Source organism: Streptomyces sp. NPDC041796, from assembly GCF_055590785.1.
On the sequence record NZ_JBVJAH010000007.1, the window covers coordinates 317,530 to 333,906 of the forward strand.

A 16,377-nucleotide genomic window follows, 5' to 3' on the forward strand; every position below is an offset into this window, starting at 1 on the left:
ACCCCCACCGGACCCCCTCCTCCCGCTCTCCCCCCCCCCCCCCCCCCCCCCCCCCCCCCCCCCCCTACTGCCTACCGACGACTGAGCGCGGCTACGCGCGTGGCGCGCGATCCGCCCCCGTCAGTTGTCGTCCTCGTCGATGAGGAAGCCACGCATCGGCGACGGAGCCTGCTGCATCGGCTGCGGCGCCTGCGGCCGCACCGGTGCCATCGGCTGCGTCATCGCGGGCGACATCTGCTGCTGGCCGCCGTAGGACGGGCCACCGCCCATCGACGGACCGCCACCCATGGTCTGGTTGCCGCCGTACGACGGGGCGCTCGCGCCGGCCGACGCCATCGACGGGGACGGCGGCAGCGAGGGCGCGGCGGACGGCGTCCGCGGCGGGGCCAGCGAGTCGTCCGCCTGGGTCTCCAGCTGGCGCAGCTGGCTCTCCAGGTAGGACTTCAGGCGCGTGCGGTACTCACGCTCGAAGCCCCGCAGGTCCTCGACCTTGCGCTCCAGCGTGGCGCGGGCCGACTCCAGCGAGCCCATCGCGACGCGGTGCTTCTCCTGCGCGTCCCGCTCCAGGGCGTCCGCCTTGGCTCGGGCGTCGCGCTCCAGGCCCTCGGCGCGCGACCGGGCCTCGCCGACGATCTTGTTGGCCTCGGAACGGGCCTCCGCGATCGCCTGGTCGGCGGTCTGCTGGGCGAGGGAGAGAACGCGGGCCGCGCTGTCGCCGCCGGGGCCCTGACCGGGCTGCGGCATCTGCGGACCGTGACCGCCCATGGGGCCACCCATGGGACCGCCCATCGGGCCGCCCATGGGGCCGCCCTGCATGGGGCCGGGGCCGTGCTGGCCCTGCGGGCCCCCGTGGCTGGGACCGGCCGGCAGCTGAGGAGCACCACCAGGCAGCTGGGGGGGACCCATCTGCGGGGGCTGCTGCTGGACCGGCGGACCCGATATCCCGGCGGGCACGGGGGCCCCGGGGCCCACGGGCCTCTGGTCCTGCTGCTCCGGAGGCTTGCGCATACCCTGCTGCTGCTGGTTCTGCGCGGCCGCGCGCGTGGCGGCGGCCAGCTTGGCGCGCAGGTCCTCGTTCTCACGGAGCAGACGCGTCAGTTCGGCTTCGACCTCGTCGAGGAAGGCATCGACCTCGTCCTCGTCATAGCCTTCTCGGAGGCGGACGGTCGTGAACTGCTTGTTCCGCACGTCCTCGGGGGTCAGCGGCATCTTTCCTTCACCTCTACGTAGTCGTCGGCAGTCGGCAGGACCGTTATCGCTACACCCTCACACCCTCATCATGAAGCTGTTCACGATGGAGATCAGGATGTAGACGATGATCATCAGAACGAAGAAGGACAGGTCGAGTGCCACGCCCCCGAGACGCAACGGCGGGATGAACCGCCGCAGAAGCTTCAGTGGTGGATCGGTGACAGTGTAGGTGGCCTCAAGAACGACCACCATCGCCTTCCCGGGTTGCCATGAACGAGCGAACTGGAAGACATAGTCCATGACCAGCCGGAAGATCAGGACGACCAGGAAGCACATCAGAGCGATGTAGATCACTTGTAGTGCGACGCTCATCCCGCGCTTCCCTCTCCCCTGATCCCATGTCCACCGGCCTTCCGGCCGGCCGTTCCCGGTGTCGTGCTCTCAGCTCTGGTTGAAGAATCCGCCCTCTGCGATGCGGGCCTTGTCCTCCGCCGTGACATCGACGTTAGCAGGCGACAACAGGAACACCTTCTGCGTCACTCTCTCAATGCTGCCATGCAGCCCGAAGACGAGACCGGCGGCAAAGTCGACAAGTCGCTTCGCGTCCGTGTCGTCCATCTCGGTGAGGTTCATGATCACAGGCGTGCCCTCGCGGAAGTGTTCCCCGATGGTACGGGCCTCGTTGTAGGTCCGGGGGTGAAGTGTGGTGATGCGGTAGGGCTCCCGCTCGGACACGACCTTGGGCATGATCACCGGTGCGTTCTTCTCCAGGCTCGGGCGTTCAGGTGTGATGGATGCCACGGGGGCGATTCGCGCCGGACGTCCGCTTTCAGCGGGAAGCGGAACGGGGTCGCGCTGCACGGGCGGCTGCTGGACGACACGCACCGGCTCCTCGCGCTCCGCCTGGTGCGAAGGCTGGTGCGGGGGCTGGTGGCGCCGTCGGTCGCGCTCGGGCTCCGGCTCCAGTTCGGGTTCGAAGTCGTCATCGGGGTCGAAGCCCCGGCCGTCGTACCCATCGTCCTCCACGAGGCCGAGGTAGACCGCCATCTTGCGCATCGCGCCGGCCATTCTCTGAGTCCTCCGCTCTGTGGTGGATCGCCCTCACCATTAGTGGGTACAGCGTCACCAAGTACCCGCGATCCACGAGGCCTGTCCGCTGTTCGGCGGAAATGACCATATTTTCTGCTGTGGTCCGACTTGCTTCGCGACGTTACCCGAGCCGGGGTCGGTCTCCGAGTACCGCCGTACCGATGCGCACATGTGTCGCTCCGGCCGCCACGGCGTCCTCGAGGTCCGCACTCATCCCTGCTGACACCATGTTCGCAGCCGGACGGGACGCGCGCAGGCGGGATGCCAATTCCATCAGCCGATCGAATGCGGCCCGTTGGTTCCCCGCGTAGGGCCCGGCCAGTGGCGCGACCGTCATGAGTCCGTCGAGCCGGAGACCCGGCGCGCCGGCCACTGCTTCGGCCAACTCCTCGATGCCGTCCGGAGCGACACCACCGCGATCCCCCCGCTCACCGGATTCCGCGTCGAGGGCGACCTGGATCAGGCACCCCAGCTCGCGCCCGGCGCGCACCGCGGCGGTCGAGAGCGCGGTGACGAGCTTCGGCCGGTCGACCGACTGCACCTCATGTGCGTAACTCGCCACAGAACGGACTTTATTGGTCTGCAGCTGACCGACGAAGTGCCACGTCAGATCGAGGTCCGCGCACGCGGCCGCCTTCGGTGCCGCGTCCTGGTCCCGGTTCTCGGCGACGTGCCGGACGCCCAGCTCGTGCAGCAGCCGTACGTCGCTCGCCGGGTAGGTCTTGGTGACCACGATCAGGGTCACGTCCTCGCGCCCCCGCCCGGCCGCCGCGCACGCGGCAGAGATACGTTCCTCCACCCGCGCCAGGTTCTCGGCGAGTTGAGCCTTGCGGTCCGTCATCTGCTTACCCTTCCCCAGCCTTCGGCCGGGTGGTGCCCCCGTCGAGCCAGACATATCCGGCGAGCCGCCCGGTCGTGCGGTCGCGGCGGTACGAGTAGTGGTCGCGCGATTCAAGCGTGCACACCTCCGACGCGCGCCGGTCACGCACCCCCAGCGCGTCCAGCTGGGCGTGCACCCCGGCGCTCACATCGACGGCCGGAGTGCCCCAACTCGTCTCGGAGTGCGCCTCCGGTACGACGGCGGCCACCTCGTCCCGCATGGCGGCCGGGACTTCGTAGCAGCGCCCGCACACGGCGGGGCCGGTGCGGGCGGTGATCCGGGACGCCTCGGCGCCGAGCGCGATCATGGCCTCGACGGTGGCCGGCACGACACCGGCGACCATTCCGGGGCGGCCGGCGTGCGCCGCGCCCACCACGCCCGCGACCGGGTCGGCCAGCAGGACGGGTGTGCAGTCGGCGGTCAGCACCGCGAGTGCGAGCCCGCGCCGGGCGGTGACGACACCGTCCACCGCCGGAACGGTCCCGCCCGGCGCCCACGGCCCGTCGACCACCACGACGTCCCGGCCGTGCACCTGGTTCATCCACACGACCCGCCGCGGGTCGAGCCCCAGCGACTCGGCGGAGAGCCGACGGTTCGCGGTGACGGACCCGGGGTCGTCACCGACCGCCCCGCCGAGGTTGAGCTCTGCGTACGGAACGGCGCTCACCCCGCCCCACCGATCGGTGAAGGCGAAATGGGCGCCGCCCACTGAGTCGTGCTGCCCTATCACGTCACACGGTCACTTCAGGAAGTCCGGGACGTCCAGCTCTTCGGCCGAGGTGTCCGGGTACGGGCGGGCCGGCGGGACCGCCGGAGGAGTGACCGACAGGGAGCTGTCGTTCACGGCCGGGGCGGGCTCGGCCGACGGGGCCGGGGACTCCTCGCGTACCGGGACGGTGCCGAGACCGCTCACCGGGCGGGGGGTCTCCGTCGAACGGGCCGGGGGGGCCGGCTCCTCGCGCTTGCTGGATCCGGCGCTGAGGATGTTGTCGCGCCGGGCCGGCGGCTGGCCGCCGTCGAAGCCGGCCGCGATCACGGTGACCCGTACCTCGTCGCCCAGGGCGTCGTCGATGACGGCGCCGAAGATGATGTTGGCCTCGGGGTGGGCGGCCTCGCTCACCAGCTGGGCGGCCTCGTTGATCTCGAAGAGGCCGAGGTCGGAGCCACCGGAGATGGAGAGCAGCACGCCCCGGGCGCCGTCGATGGACGCCTCCAGCAGGGGCGAGGAGATCGCCATCTCGGCGGCGGCCACCGCGCGGTCGTCGCCGCGGGCCGAGCCGATGCCCATGAGCGCGGACCCGGCCTCGGACATGACCGACTTGACGTCGGCGAAGTCGAGGTTGATGAGGCCCGGGGTGGTGATGAGGTCGGTGATGCCCTGGACACCGGAGAGCAGCACCTGGTCGGCGGACTTGAACGCGTCCAGCACGCTGACCTGGCGGTCCGAGATGGACAGCAGCCGGTCGTTCGGGATGACGATGAGGGTGTCGACCTCTTCGCGGAGCTCGGCGATGCCGTCCTCCGCCTGGTTGGCGCGGCGCCGGCCCTCGAAGGTGAACGGCCGGGTGACCACACCGATCGTCAGGGCGCCCAGCGAGCGCGCGATGTTGGCGACGACGGGCGCGCCGCCGGTGCCGGTGCCGCCGCCTTCGCCGGCGGTGACGAAGACCATGTCGGCCCCCTTGAGGACCTCCTCGATCTCCTCACGGTGGTCCTCTGCCGCCTTGCGACCGACTGCCGGGTTTGCTCCGGCCCCGAGGCCGCGGGTGAGTTCACGGCCGACGTCGAGCTTGACGTCGGCGTCGCTCATCAACAGAGCTTGCGCGTCGGTGTTGATGGCGATGAACTCGACGCCCTTGAGACCGACCTCGATCATTCGGTTGATGGCATTGACACCACCGCCGCCGACACCGATGACCTTGATGACTGCGAGGTAGTTCTGCGGTGCTGCCACGTCGAAGGCCTCTCGCCTCGAGTTACGTGTCGCCACTTCGCGGTGGTCTCGCGCCGCGACGACGGATGCCGATGGGACGGTCCGAAACGCCGACCCAAACCCTAACGTTGAAGTTTAGGGTTACCAGTGTCTCTGTTCTCTGGACTCTTCCGAACAGGACACTAAGTCGACAAGTGGCGCACGTTCAACGAACACGCCGAACCTCCCGTTTTTCTTTTCACCCTATGTGATCACCCATAGCGCTGACCAACCAGGGTGCTGGCCAGGGCATATGTGCGTCAACTCCGCGACGCCGCCGGGGCAGTCGGGGCACTCACGTCGAAGTGCCCCGCTTTGGGAGCTGCTTTCATCAGTGCGAGGAGCGCACGGGCTTTCGCCTCGCCGTCCTCGCCGCTGCCCCACACCACGCTCCGGCCGCCGGTCAACTCCAGGGTGATGGAGTCGTACGAACGGACCCGGAGGATCTTGGCGTCCCCGGCCACCGGCGGCGGCAGATCGCCCGCCACACCGACCGCCTCCGCGGTCAGCCGGTCGGCGTCGAAGCGGCGCAGACTGGGCGACTGATCGGCCGTCAACTCCAGCAGGGGCACGCCCTTGGGGGCCTTCGCCGCGTCGACCGTGGCGAAACGCACACCTTTCGCGTCCACTTCGGTGAACTTTCCGCCCTTTTCCACCAGCAGCACCGGGGTGCGCTCGACCAGGTTCAGCTCGATTCCGTGCGGCCAGGAGCGGACGACGTCCACCGAGTCGATACGGGGCAGGGCGCGCCGCAGCCGGTCCTCGATCTCGTCCGTGTCGACCGAAACCAGCGGGGCCCCGACAGGCACCGCCGCGGCCGCCTTGACCTCGGTGGGCGTCAGCACCCGCGTACCGGAGGTGGTGACCTGCTCGACCCGAAGCCAGGCGGAGCCGTAGAAGAGCCACACTCCGCTCACGAGGAGCACCAGGAGGGTGGCGATCAGGAGCACCGCACGGGGGCCGGGCAGCGGCCTGCGGCCACCGCCCGGCCCCGGACGCCACCTCGGGGAGGGGCGGGCCGAGGACGACCGCTCGGGCCCGGCGCCCTTGGGCTTCGTGCCCTTGGGCCCCCTGGGGCCCGGAGCGCCGCGCTCGGTGGTCGTCGTCGGCCCGGCCATGCTCCCTGCCTTCTCACGCCCTGTGGCGTGCCGCGATCGCCTCGTAGACCATGCCGACGAGCAGGTCGTCGGCGTCCCGGCGGCCGAACTCGGCGGCGGCGCGGGACATCTCGTACAGCCGGTGCGGGTCGGAGAGCACCGGGAGCACATTGCCCTGCACCCACTGGGGCGTCAGCTCGGCGTCGTCGACCAGCAGGCCGCCGCCCGCCTTGACCACCGGCTGGGCGTTGAGCCGCTGTTCGCCGTTGCCGATGGGCAGCGGTACGTAGGCGGCGGGAAGCCCGACGGCGGAGAGTTCGGCGACGGTCATCGCGCCCGCGCGGCACAGCATCATGTCGGCCGCGGCGTACGCGAGATCCATCCGGTCCACGTACGGTACCGGGATGTAGGGCGGCATACCGGGCATGTTGTCGACGTGCGGCAGTTCGTTCTTCGGGCCGACCGCGTGCAGGATCTGGATGCCGGAGCGCTGGAGGACCGGAGCGACCTGCTGGATCACCTCGTTGAGCCGGCGGGCGCCCTGCGAGCCGCCGGAGACCAGCAGCGTCGGCAGGTTCGGGTCCAGGCCGAACGCGGCACGCGCCTCGGGGCGGACCCGGGCACGGTCGAGGGTGGCGATGGTGTGCCGCAGCGGGATGCCGATGTAGCGGGCGTTGCGGAGCTTGCTGTCGGGCGTGGCGACGGCGACCCCGGCCGCGTACCGCGAACCGATCTTGTTGGCGAGACCGGGCCGGGCGTTGGCCTCGTGGACCACGATCGGCACGCCGAGCCGCTTGGCGGCCAGGTAGCCGGGCAGTGCCACGTAGCCGCCGAAGCCGACGACGCAGTCGGCCTTGGTGCGCTCCAGGATCTGCTCGGCGGCCTTGATGGTGCCGCGCAGCCGCCCCGGGACGGTGATCAGCTCGGGTGTGGGCTTGCGAGGCAACGGGACGGCGGGGATGAGCGCCAGCTCGTAGCCCCGCTCCGGTACGAGACGGGTCTCCAGACCCCGCTCCGTGCCGAGGGCCGTGATCCCCACGGTCGGGTCCTGCCTGCGCAGGGCGTCCGCGAGGGCGAGCGCGGGCTCGATGTGGCCGGCGGTCCCCCCACCGGCGAGTACGACATGCACCGAAATTCACCGCTCTCCGGACGGACGCTTCTTGACGCGCCGTCGCATCGACTTCCAACTCACCCCGGCCCATGTGCCGAGACCAGGCTGTCGCATGGCCAGGGCCGCCTTCGCCGCGGGCTCCTCTCGCGCGAAGGCGATGAGCAGACCGACGGCGAACATGGTCGGCAGCAGGGCGGAACCTCCGTAGGAGAACAGCGGGAGCGGGACCCCGGCGATCGGCAGCAGGCCGAGCACCGCACCGATGTTGACCACGGCCTGCGCCGTGATCCAGGTGGTCACGCCTCCCGCGGCATACCTCACGAAGGGATCCTCCGTGCGTCCGGCCACGCGGATACCCGCATAGCCTAGAGCCGCGAACAGGGCGAGTACCGACAGCGTCCCCGCCAGCCCCAGTTCCTCCCCGGTGATGGCGAAGATGAAGTCGGTGTGAGGTTCGGGGAGTTGGCCCCATTTTTCCACACTCGCGCCCAGTCCGGAACCGAACCATCCGCCCGACGCCAGAGCATAGATCCCGTGCACTGCCTGCCAGCACGCGTCCCCGGGCCCCGGCTCGGTGGCGCCGATGCAGGCGAGCCTCGCCATCCGGTTCTCGCTGGTCCTGATCAGCATCACGCCGATGGCGGCCGCCACCGCCAGCACCCCCACGAACATCCGGGTGGGCGCACCGGCCAGCCAGAGCAGCCCGAAGAGGATCGCGGTGAGGATGATCGCGGTGCCCATGTCACCGCCCAGCATGATCAGCCCCAGCAGCATGAAGGCGACGGGGACGAGCGGCACCAGAAGGTGCTTCCACTGGGTCAGCAGCCGTTTGTCCTGTTTGCGGGCGAGCAGGTCCGCACCCCACAGGATCAGCGCCAGCTTGCCGAACTCGCTGGGCTGGAGCTGGAACGGGCCGCCGAGGTAGATCCAGTTCTGGTTGCCGTTGACGGAATGCCCTATCCCGGGAATCTGGACGAGCACCATCAGGAAGACGGTGCCCACCAGCAGCGGGTAGGCGAGCGCCCGGTGCAGCTTGGCCGGGACCCGGGAGGCGAACAGCAGCAGCCCGGTACCGATGGCGGCGGCCAGGAACTGCTTGCGGAAGAAGTACGTGTCGGAGAGCGACAGCTCCAGGGCCTTGATCTGTGACGCCGAGTAGACCATCACCAGGCCCAGGACGGTGATCAGCAGGCTGGCGCCGAGGATCACGTAGTACGCGGTCAGGGGGCGGTCCCAGGCCCTCCGCGCCCGCTCGTAGAGGCCGCGCACCCCGCTCCCGCGCGGCGGGCGGGGGGCGGGGATCCTTCGGCCGCGGCCGGCCGTCCTGCGGGCGGCGGGGGGCCGCCGGAGGCCGGCGGTCCGGCCGCGCAGGGCGAGACCCGCGAGGCTGACGCGGTGCGGTGCGTACGCGGCGGCGTGGTCGGCCGGCATGATCGCTGTCCCCTCCAGTCGTGCCCGGCGCGGCCGGACCTGGTGGCTGTCAGGCGCGCTCGGCGGCGAGTGCGCGGACCGCGTCCGCGAACGCCTCGCCCCGCTTGTTGTAGTTGACGAACATGTCCATCGAGGCGCAGGCGGGGGCGAGCAGGACCGTGTCCCCGGGCTGTGCGAGCCGTGCCGCTTCCCGGACCGCCTCCGGCATCGCCCCAGTGTCGGTCCGGTCGAGGTCGACGACCGGCACTTCGGGGGCGTGTCGCGCGAGGGCTTCCCGGATCAGGGCGCGGTCGGCGCCCATGAGCACGACCCCGCGCAGCCGCTTCGCCGCCGCGGCGACCAGCTCGTCGAAGGTCGCCCCCTTGGCGAGGCCGCCGGCGATCCAGACGATCGGGTCGTAGGCGGCCAGCGACGCCTCTGCGGCGTGCGTGTTGGTGGCCTTGGAGTCGTCGACGTAACGGACGCCTTCGATCTCCTCGACCAGCTCGATGCGGTGCGGGTCGGGCCGGAAGGCCCGCAGTCCGTCCCGCACGGCGGTGGCCGGGACGCCGAAGGCGCGGGCCAGGGCGGCCGCGGCGAGCGCGTTGGCGATGTTGTGCGGGGCCGGCGGGTTGACGTCGGAGATCTGGGCGAGCTCCTGGGCCTGCTTCTGCCGGTTCTCGACGAAGGCCCGGTCCACCAGGATGTCGTCCACGATCCCGACCTGGGAGGGCCCGGGCGTACCGAGGGTGAAGCCGATGGCGCGGCAGCCCTCCTCGACGTCGGCCTCGCGCACCAGGTCCTCGGTGGCCTTGTCGGCGACGTTGTAGACGCAGGCGATCCGGTTGCCCTCGTAGATGCGGCCCTTGTCGGCGGCGTACGCCTGCATGGAGCCGTGCCAGTCGAGGTGGTCCGGGGCCAGGTTCAGCACGACGGCGGAGTGGGCCCGGACGGAGGGCGCCCAGTGCAGTTGGTAGCTGGACAGCTCGACGGCGAGGACGTCGTACTCCTCCTCGCCGAGGACGGCGTCCAGGAGGGACACGCCGATGTTCCCGACGGCGGCGGTCCTCAGGCCCGCCGCCTCCAGGATGGCGGCGAGCATCCGCACGGTCGTGGTCTTGCCGTTGGTGCCGGTGACCGCGAGCCACGGCGCGGCGTCGGGGCCCCGGAGCCGCCACGCCAGCTCGACGTCGCCCCAGACCTCCACGCCCGCCTCCGCGGCCGCGGTGAACAGCGGCTTGTCGGGCTGCCAGCCGGGCGTGGTGACGACCAGTTCGGTGCCCTCCGGCAGGGTCGCGCCGTCGCCGAGGCGGACGGTGATGCCCTCCGCCTCCAGCTGCGCCGCCTGCGCCCGCGAGCGTTCGTCGTCGCCGTCGTTGACGACCGTGACCCGCGCGCCCAGGCCGGCGAGGACGCGGGCGGCGGGGATGCCGCTCACGCCCAGACCGGCGACGGTGACGTTCTTGCCCTGCCAGGAGGTACTCACTTGTCGGCTGCCCATCCCGCGTAGAAGAGGCCGAGTCCCACGATGACGCACATGCCCTGAATGATCCAGAAACGGACCACCACGAGGACCTCGGACCAGCCCTTGAGTTCGAAGTGGTGCTGGAGCGGTGCCATCCGGAAGACCCGCTTCCCGGTCATCCGGAACGAACCGACCTGGATGACGACGGAGAGGGTGATGAGGACGAACAGGCCGCCCAGGAGGGCCAGCAGCAGCTCCGTACGGGAGCAGATCGCGAGGCCCGCGAGCGCGCCTCCGAGGGCGAGCGAACCGGTGTCACCCATGAAGATCTTCGCGGGCGAGGTGTTCCACCACAGGAAGCCGAAGCAGGCACCCATCAGGGCGGACGCGACGACGGCGAGGTCGAGCGGGTCGCGCACCTCGAAGCAGGCGTTGGGGTTGGTCAGGGTGTCGGCGTTGGCGCACGACTCCTGGAACTGCCACAGCCCGATGAAGGTGTACGCGCCGAAGACCATCACCGAGGCGCCGGTGGCGAGGCCGTCGAGGCCGTCCGTCAGGTTCACGCCGTTGGACATGGCCAGGATCATGAACAGCGCCCAGACCACGAACAGCACCGGTCCGATGGACCAGCCGAAGTCGGTGATGAAGGAGAGCTTCGTCGAGGCGGGGGTCTGGCCCCGCTTGTCCGCGAACTGCAGCGACAGGACGGCGAAGGCGATGCCGACGATCAGCTGGCCGGCCATCTTCGCCTTGGCCCGCAGGCCCAGCGAACGCTGCTTGACGATCTTGATGTAGTCGTCGAGGAAGCCGACGAGGCCCATGCCCGCCATCAGGAACAGCACCAGGACTCCCGAGTAGGTCGGGTCCTCACCGGTGATGACCTTGGCGAGCGCGTACGCGATGAGTGTGGCCAGGATGAAGGAGATACCGCCCATCGTGGGCGTGCCCTTCTTGCTCCCGTGCGTGCGCGGGCCGTCGTCCCGGATGAACTGCCCGTATCCCTTGCGGGCCAGAAGCTTGATCAGCAGCGGCGTGCCGATCAGGGTCAGGAAGAGCCCGATGGCTCCCGCGAAGAGGATCTGCCTCATCGGCCGGTGACCTCACCCTCGGTGGTGTTCTCGAGCAGTGCCTGGGCGATCCGCTCGAGCCCGACCGACCTTGATGCCTTCACCAGCACGACGTCTCCCGGGCGCAGCTCACTGCGCAACAGGTCGATCGCCGCCCGTGCGTCGGACACGTGCACCGACTCCTCACCCCACGAACCCTCGTTATATGCGCCCAGTTGCAGCCAGGACGCTTCCCTGCCCCCGACTGCGACGAGCTTGCTGACGTTGAGCCGGACGGCGAGCCGTCCGACCGCGTCGTGCTCGGCGAGCGCCTCGTCCCCCAGCTCGGCCATCTGACCGAGCACCGCCCACGTCCGGCCCCCCTTGGCCTGTGCTGCCTTGCCCATGGCCGCGAGCGCGCGCAGGGCGGCTCGCATGGACTCGGGGTTCGCGTTGTAGGCGTCGTTGACGATCGTCACACCGTCCGGACGCTCGGTGACCTCCATGCGCCAGCGGGAGAGGGTGCCCGCCTCGGAGAGCGCGGTGGCGATCTCGTCGACGGACATGCCCAGCTCATGGGCGACGGCGGCCGCGGCGAGCGCGTTCGACACGTGGTGCTCACCGTACAGGCGCAAGGTCACGTCACTGCACCCGGTGGGTGTGTGAAGCCTGAAAGAGGGCTGTCCGGTCTCTGTGAGCCGGACATTCTCGGCACGTACGGCGGCGTCGTCGGACTCTCCGAACAGCGTCACGCGCGCGTGGGTGCGTTTTTCCATGGCCCGTACGAGGGGGTCGTCCGCGTTCAGGACCGCGATTCCGCCCTCCTGGGCGGACGGCAGCGCCTCGACGAGCTCGCCCTTGGCCTGGGCGATCTGCTCGCGTCCGCCGAACTCGCCGATGTGCGCGCTGCCCACGTTCAGCACGAGGCCGATCGTGGGTGGCGTCAGCTCGGTGAGGTAGCGGATGTGGCCGATTCCGCGCGCTCCCATCTCCAGGACGAGGTGCTCGGTGGCCTTCTCCGCGCGCAGCGCGGTGAGGGGCAGGCCGATCTCGTTGTTGAGGGAGCCGGGCGTCCAGACGGTGGGGCCCTTGCGCTGGAGCACCTGGGCGATCAGGTCCTTGGTGCTGGTCTTGCCGGCCGAGCCGGTCAGCGCGACGACCTGCGTGCCGAGGCGCCCGACGACCGCGCGGGCGAGCGCGCCGAGGGCGGTCTGGACGTCGTCCACGACGATGGCGGGGACGCCGACGGGGCGGGTGGCCAGCACGGCCGCCGCGCCCGCGTCCATGGCGCGCTCCGCGTAGTCGTGGCCGTCGACGTTCTCGCCGGCGAAGGCGGCGAAGAGCGATCCGGGCTCGACCTGGCGGGAGTCGATGACGACGGAACCGGTGACGCGGACGGCCGGATCCGGTATGTCGTGCGACTGCCCGCCGACGATTTCGGCGATCTCGGCGAGGGAGAGGGCGATCACTACTTCATCCCTGACTGTTCTGGATTGCTTCGCGGAGGACCTGTCGGTCGTCGAAGGGGCGTACCACTCCCGCGATGTCCTGGCCCTGCTCGTGGCCCTTGCCCGCGACCAGCACGGTGTCACCGGGCCGGGCGCGCCCCACGGCGGCGGCGATCGCGGCTGCCCGGTCCTCGAAGACGGCGACCTCGCCGCGTTCGTGGACCGGTACTTCCGCGGCACCGGCGAGCATCGCGGCGAGGATCGCGAGGGGATCCTCGGAGCGGGGGTTGTCGGAGGTCAGTACGGCGGTGTCGGCGAGGCGGGCGGCGGCGGCGCCCATGGGGCCGCGCTTGGTGACGTCCCGGTCGCCGCCGCAGCCGAGGACGATGTGCAGCCTGCCCTCGGTGACCTTGCGCAGGGCGCGAAGGACCGATTCGACGGCGTCCGTCTTGTGGGCGTAGTCGACGACCGCCAGGTAGGGCTGGCCGGCGTCGACGCGCTCCAGGCGGCCGGGCACGCCGGGGACGGCGGCGACACCGTCGGCGGCGGTCTGGGGGTCGATCCCGGCCACGGCGAGGGTGACGACGGCGGCCAGGGTGTTGGCGACGTTGAACGGGCCGGGCAGCGGGGCCTTGGCGCTGATGCGCTCGCCCTCGGGGCCGTGGATGGTAAAGGTGCTCCCCAGGGCGCCGATTTCGACGTCCTCGGCGTGCCAGTCGGCGTCCGGGTGGCCTTCGGCGGAGAAGGTGACGACGGGGACGGAGGCCTCCTTGGTGAGCCTCCTGCCGTACTCGTCGTCGAAGTTGACCACTCCGAGGCGGCTGCGGCGCGGGGTGAAGAGCTGCGCCTTGGCCTGGAAGTAGTCCTCCATGCCGGAGTGGAACTCCATGTGCTCCGGGCTGAGGTTGTTGAAGACGGCGACGTCGAAGACGCAGCCGTCGACCCGGCCGAGCACGAGGGCGTGGCTGGAGACCTCCATGGCGACCGCTTCGGCACCGCGCTCGCGCATCACCGCGAACAGCGCCTGGAGATCGGTGGCTTCCGGGGTGGTCCGTTCGGACTTGACGCGCTCGTCGCCGATGCGCATCTCGACGGTGCCGATCAGCCCGGTGCTCCGTCCGGCGGCCTTGAGGCCGCCTTCGACGAGATAGGCCGTGGTGGTCTTGCCGGACGTGCCGGTGATGCCGATCTGGAGCAGGTCGTTGCCCGGCCGGCCGTAGATGTCGGCTGCGAGCTCGCCCATCCGGCCGCGCGGATCCTCGGCGACCAGGACCGGCAGGCCGGTCGCGGCGGCGCGTTCGGCGCCCGACGGGTCGGTGAGAATGGCGACGGCCCCGAGGTCGGCCGCCTGGTTGGAGAAGTCGGCGCCGTGGAGGCGGGAGCCCGGCAGGGCCGCGTAGACGTCGCCGGGGCGTACGGCCCGGGAGTCGTGCGTGATGCCGGTCACCTCCGCGTCGCCGCCCGGCGCCGGGATGTCCATCCGGGCCGCCAGCTCGCCCAGGGATGTGGGGCGGACCTGGGCCGGTCGGGGCGCCCCCGGGCGTTTCGCGGGGGTGTCCGTCGGGGTGGTTCGGGACTGATCAGCGTGTGGCACGGCGGTGAGCGTACCGGGCGCACCCGTGATCGGGCTAAATGAGGGCGCCCGCGCAGCGCGGTCGCCGGATCGGTTCCCGGGGTCGGGCGTGATGGTTGTCACTGGCTGCTCCCGCCGGCTCACTCGCCGGGTTTGAACGTGACCGGCATTCGAGGTGCTTTTTTGCCGGTGGGTGCGACTTGCAGGGTTTTGAGTGCGAACTCCATGACCTTTTTGTAGATGGGGCCGCAGATCTGGCCGCCGAAGTAGCTGCCGCTGGTGGGGTTCTGGATGGCGCAGTAGACGGTGATCTGGGGGTCGTCCGCGGGTGCGAAGCCCGCGAAGGAGGCCGTGTAGCCCTTGTAGCGGCCGAGTTGGGGGTCGACGCGGTTGGCGGTTCCGGTCTTGCCGGCGACGCGGTAGCCGGGGATGGCTGCCTTGGTTCCGGTGCCTTCCTGGTCGTCGACGACAGATTCGAGCATGGCGGCGAGGGTCTTGGCGGTCTTCTCGCTGATGACCCTGGTCTGTTTGGGGGCGGGGGCCGGGGTGAAGCGGCCGTCCGGCCCCTTGGTGCCGCGCACGAGGGTGGGCTCGATGCGCACGCCGCCGTTGGCGATCGTCGAGTAGACGGACGCCGCCTGCATGGCGTTGATGGACAGGCCCTGCCCGAAGGGGATCGTGTACTGCTGCGAGGTGGACCAGTCCTGCGGCCGGGCGAGGATGCCGGCGGTCTCGCCGGGGTAGCCGAGGCCCGTGGGGCTGCCGAAGCCGAACTTGCGCAGGTAGGAGTGCAGGACCCGGTTCGCCTGCGGCTGGGTGGGGCCGAGCTGGCCGGTGGCCAGGATGGTGCCGATGTTGCTGGACTTGGCCAGTACGCCGTTGAGCGTGAGGTGCCAGGTGGGGTGGTCGATGTCGTCCTTGAACAGCCGGTCGCCCCGGTGCAGCCGGTTGGGGACGACGACATGGGTGGAGGGCGTGGCCGCGCCCTCCTCCAGGACGGCGGCCATGGAGATGACCTTGGCCGTGGAGCCCGGTTCGTAGGCGTCCTGGAGGGCGGCGTTGCCCATGGCGGCGGAGTTGGCCTGGGACAGGTCGTTGGGGTCGAAGCCCGGCGCGTTGGCCATGGCGAGGACCTCCCCGGTCCGGGCGTTCTGCACTATCACGTAGCCGCGGTCCGCCTTGGACTCCTCGACCTGCTGGGTGATGGCCTGCTGGGCGGCCCACTGGATGTCGCGGTCGATGGTCAGCTCGATGTCGGAGCCGGGGACGGCGGGGGTCTCCCGGGCGCCGACGGTGGGCACCCGGCGGCCGCCCGACTGGGCGTACTTGATCTTGCCGTCCTTGCCGGCCAGCTCCTTGTCGAGCATGGACTCCAGGCCGCCTCCGCCACGGCCGTCGGCGTTGACGTAACCCAGTATTCCGGCGGCGAGGCTGCCGTTGGGGTACACGCGCTTGCTGCTGGGCTCGTTGAAGATGCCGGCGAGGATGCTGACGCCGGTACCGCCGCCCCTCTTCTCCGTGCGGGCCTTCTCGGCGAAGACGTTCTTCAGGTCCTTGATCTGGTTCCAGACCTGCGGGGTCTGGCGGCGTGCCAGCAACGCGTACCGGGATTTGGGTGCCTTGAGCTTTTTGATCAGTTCTGCGGGGTCCTTGCCCAGGATGGGCGCCAGGAGGGCGGCGGCCTGCTCCGGGGCGTCGGGGGCCTTGCTCTCCTCGGGCGTGAACATCTTCGGATCGGCGGTGATGTCGTACGCGTCGACGCTGGTGGCCAGCGCGATCCCGGCACGGTCGGTGATCTCGCCGCGCTCGGCGGACAGCGTGTACTCCTGGTACCGGTTCTTCTCGGCCTTGGCGGCGTACGCGTCGGCGTCGACGGCCTGGACCTGCAGGAGGCGTACGACGAACGCCAGCATGACGAGCGTCAGGCCGAGGCTGACCAGCCGCAGCCGGGGCCGGGGGCTGCCGAGCCGGATGGCGCCCGCCCGGGCGGGCCGACGGGTCGCCGGACGCGGACGCCGGGCCGGGGGGCGCGCGGGCCGCCCGGAGCGGGCGGGGGCCGGTACGCGGCGGCGTGGGGGCTGGGCGGGGGGCACTG

14 protein-coding genes are annotated in these 16,377 nt (G+C 70.7%); all 14 read right to left on the reverse strand.

Annotation, left to right across the window (positions count from 1 at the left end; translation table 11 throughout):
* Nucleotides 1–120: 120 nt before the first annotated feature.
* The 14 genes from ACZ6C1_RS16975 to ACZ6C1_RS17040 all read right to left on the reverse strand — a co-directional run bounded on the left by ACZ6C1_RS16975 (nucleotide 121) and on the right by ACZ6C1_RS17040 (nucleotide 16,375).
* Complete coding sequence (locus ACZ6C1_RS16975) at nucleotides 121–1,209, reverse strand: DivIVA domain-containing protein (RefSeq protein ID WP_189548549.1); 1,089 nt, start codon at nucleotides 1,207–1,209, stop codon at nucleotides 121–123.
* A 57-nt stretch (nucleotides 1,210–1,266) separates the two neighbouring features.
* Nucleotides 1,267–1,563: a YggT family protein gene (locus ACZ6C1_RS16980; RefSeq protein WP_073752292.1), complete on the reverse strand. Its 297-nt coding sequence runs from the start codon at nucleotides 1,561–1,563 to the stop codon at nucleotides 1,267–1,269.
* 69 nt (nucleotides 1,564–1,632) lie between these two features.
* Nucleotides 1,633–2,259, reverse strand: a complete 627-nt coding sequence (locus tag ACZ6C1_RS16985; RefSeq protein WP_189548548.1) for a cell division protein SepF — start codon at nucleotides 2,257–2,259, stop codon at nucleotides 1,633–1,635.
* A 142-nt stretch (nucleotides 2,260–2,401) separates the two neighbouring features.
* The gene (locus ACZ6C1_RS16990; protein WP_469241739.1) at nucleotides 2,402–3,121 is read right to left on the reverse strand and encodes a YggS family pyridoxal phosphate-dependent enzyme; all 720 of its coding nucleotides are present in this window, start codon (nucleotides 3,119–3,121) and stop codon (nucleotides 2,402–2,404) included.
* 4 nt (nucleotides 3,122–3,125) lie between these two features.
* Nucleotides 3,126–3,869 carry a peptidoglycan editing factor PgeF gene (gene pgeF / locus ACZ6C1_RS16995; RefSeq protein WP_469241740.1) on the reverse strand — a complete coding sequence of 248 codons (744 nt, stop codon included), beginning with the start codon at nucleotides 3,867–3,869 and terminating at the stop codon, nucleotides 3,126–3,128.
* Between the two features lie 30 nt (nucleotides 3,870–3,899).
* Nucleotides 3,900–5,114: a cell division protein FtsZ gene (gene ftsZ, locus ACZ6C1_RS17000; RefSeq protein ID WP_469241741.1), complete on the reverse strand. Its 1,215-nt coding sequence runs from the start codon at nucleotides 5,112–5,114 to the stop codon at nucleotides 3,900–3,902.
* 278 nt (nucleotides 5,115–5,392) lie between these two features.
* Nucleotides 5,393–6,250, reverse strand: a complete 858-nt coding sequence (locus ACZ6C1_RS17005) for a cell division protein FtsQ/DivIB (protein WP_469241742.1) — start codon at nucleotides 6,248–6,250, stop codon at nucleotides 5,393–5,395.
* 13 nt (nucleotides 6,251–6,263) lie between these two features.
* A complete protein-coding gene (gene murG / locus ACZ6C1_RS17010; RefSeq protein ID WP_469241743.1) occupies nucleotides 6,264–7,358 on the reverse strand; it encodes an undecaprenyldiphospho-muramoylpentapeptide beta-N-acetylglucosaminyltransferase in 1,095 nt (364 codons plus the stop codon).
* A 6-nt stretch (nucleotides 7,359–7,364) separates the two neighbouring features.
* A complete protein-coding gene (ftsW, locus tag ACZ6C1_RS17015) occupies nucleotides 7,365–8,771 on the reverse strand; it encodes a putative lipid II flippase FtsW (protein ID WP_469241744.1) in 1,407 nt (468 codons plus the stop codon).
* A gap of 49 nt (nucleotides 8,772–8,820) precedes the next feature.
* Entirely contained in the window at nucleotides 8,821–10,251 is a 1,431-nt protein-coding gene (gene murD, locus ACZ6C1_RS17020; protein WP_469241745.1) for a UDP-N-acetylmuramoyl-L-alanine--D-glutamate ligase, read from the reverse strand.
* The gene (gene mraY / locus ACZ6C1_RS17025; RefSeq protein WP_469241746.1) at nucleotides 10,233–11,303 is read right to left on the reverse strand and encodes a phospho-N-acetylmuramoyl-pentapeptide-transferase; all 1,071 of its coding nucleotides are present in this window, start codon (nucleotides 11,301–11,303) and stop codon (nucleotides 10,233–10,235) included. The genes murD and mraY overlap by 19 nt, the downstream gene beginning before the upstream one ends.
* Complete coding sequence (locus ACZ6C1_RS17030) at nucleotides 11,300–12,730, reverse strand: UDP-N-acetylmuramoyl-tripeptide--D-alanyl-D-alanine ligase (protein ID WP_469241747.1); 1,431 nt, start codon at nucleotides 12,728–12,730, stop codon at nucleotides 11,300–11,302. The genes mraY and ACZ6C1_RS17030 overlap by 4 nt, the downstream gene beginning before the upstream one ends.
* A gap of 4 nt (nucleotides 12,731–12,734) precedes the next feature.
* A complete protein-coding gene (locus ACZ6C1_RS17035) occupies nucleotides 12,735–14,405 on the reverse strand; it encodes a UDP-N-acetylmuramoyl-L-alanyl-D-glutamate--2,6-diaminopimelate ligase (RefSeq protein WP_469241748.1) in 1,671 nt (556 codons plus the stop codon).
* A gap of 17 nt (nucleotides 14,406–14,422) precedes the next feature.
* Entirely contained in the window at nucleotides 14,423–16,375 is a 1,953-nt protein-coding gene (locus ACZ6C1_RS17040; protein WP_469241749.1) for a peptidoglycan D,D-transpeptidase FtsI family protein, read from the reverse strand.
* Nucleotides 16,376–16,377: the final 2 nt, after the last annotated feature.

Bases quoted from the DNA above. Each gene is read 5' to 3' on its own strand.
- ACZ6C1_RS16975 (WP_189548549.1), bottom strand. From the start codon at position 1,209: ATGCCGCTGACCCCCGAGGACGTGCGGAACAAGCAGTTCACGACCGTC.
- ACZ6C1_RS16980 (WP_073752292.1), bottom strand. From the start codon at position 1,563: ATGAGCGTCGCACTACAAGTGATCTACATCGCTCTGATGTGCTTCCTG.
- ACZ6C1_RS17005 (WP_469241742.1), bottom strand. From the start codon at position 6,250: ATGGCCGGGCCGACGACGACCACCGAGCGCGGCGCTCCGGGCCCCAGG.
- ftsW (WP_469241744.1), bottom strand. From the start codon at position 8,771: ATGCCGGCCGACCACGCCGCCGCGTACGCACCGCACCGCGTCAGCCTC.
- mraY (WP_469241746.1), bottom strand. From the start codon at position 11,303: ATGAGGCAGATCCTCTTCGCGGGAGCCATCGGGCTCTTCCTGACCCTG.
- ACZ6C1_RS16990 (WP_469241739.1), bottom strand. From the start codon at position 3,121: ATGACGGACCGCAAGGCTCAACTCGCCGAGAACCTGGCGCGGGTGGAG.
- ACZ6C1_RS16985 (WP_189548548.1), bottom strand. From the start codon at position 2,259: ATGGCCGGCGCGATGCGCAAGATGGCGGTCTACCTCGGCCTCGTGGAG.
- murD (WP_469241745.1), bottom strand. From the start codon at position 10,251: ATGGGCAGCCGACAAGTGAGTACCTCCTGGCAGGGCAAGAACGTCACC.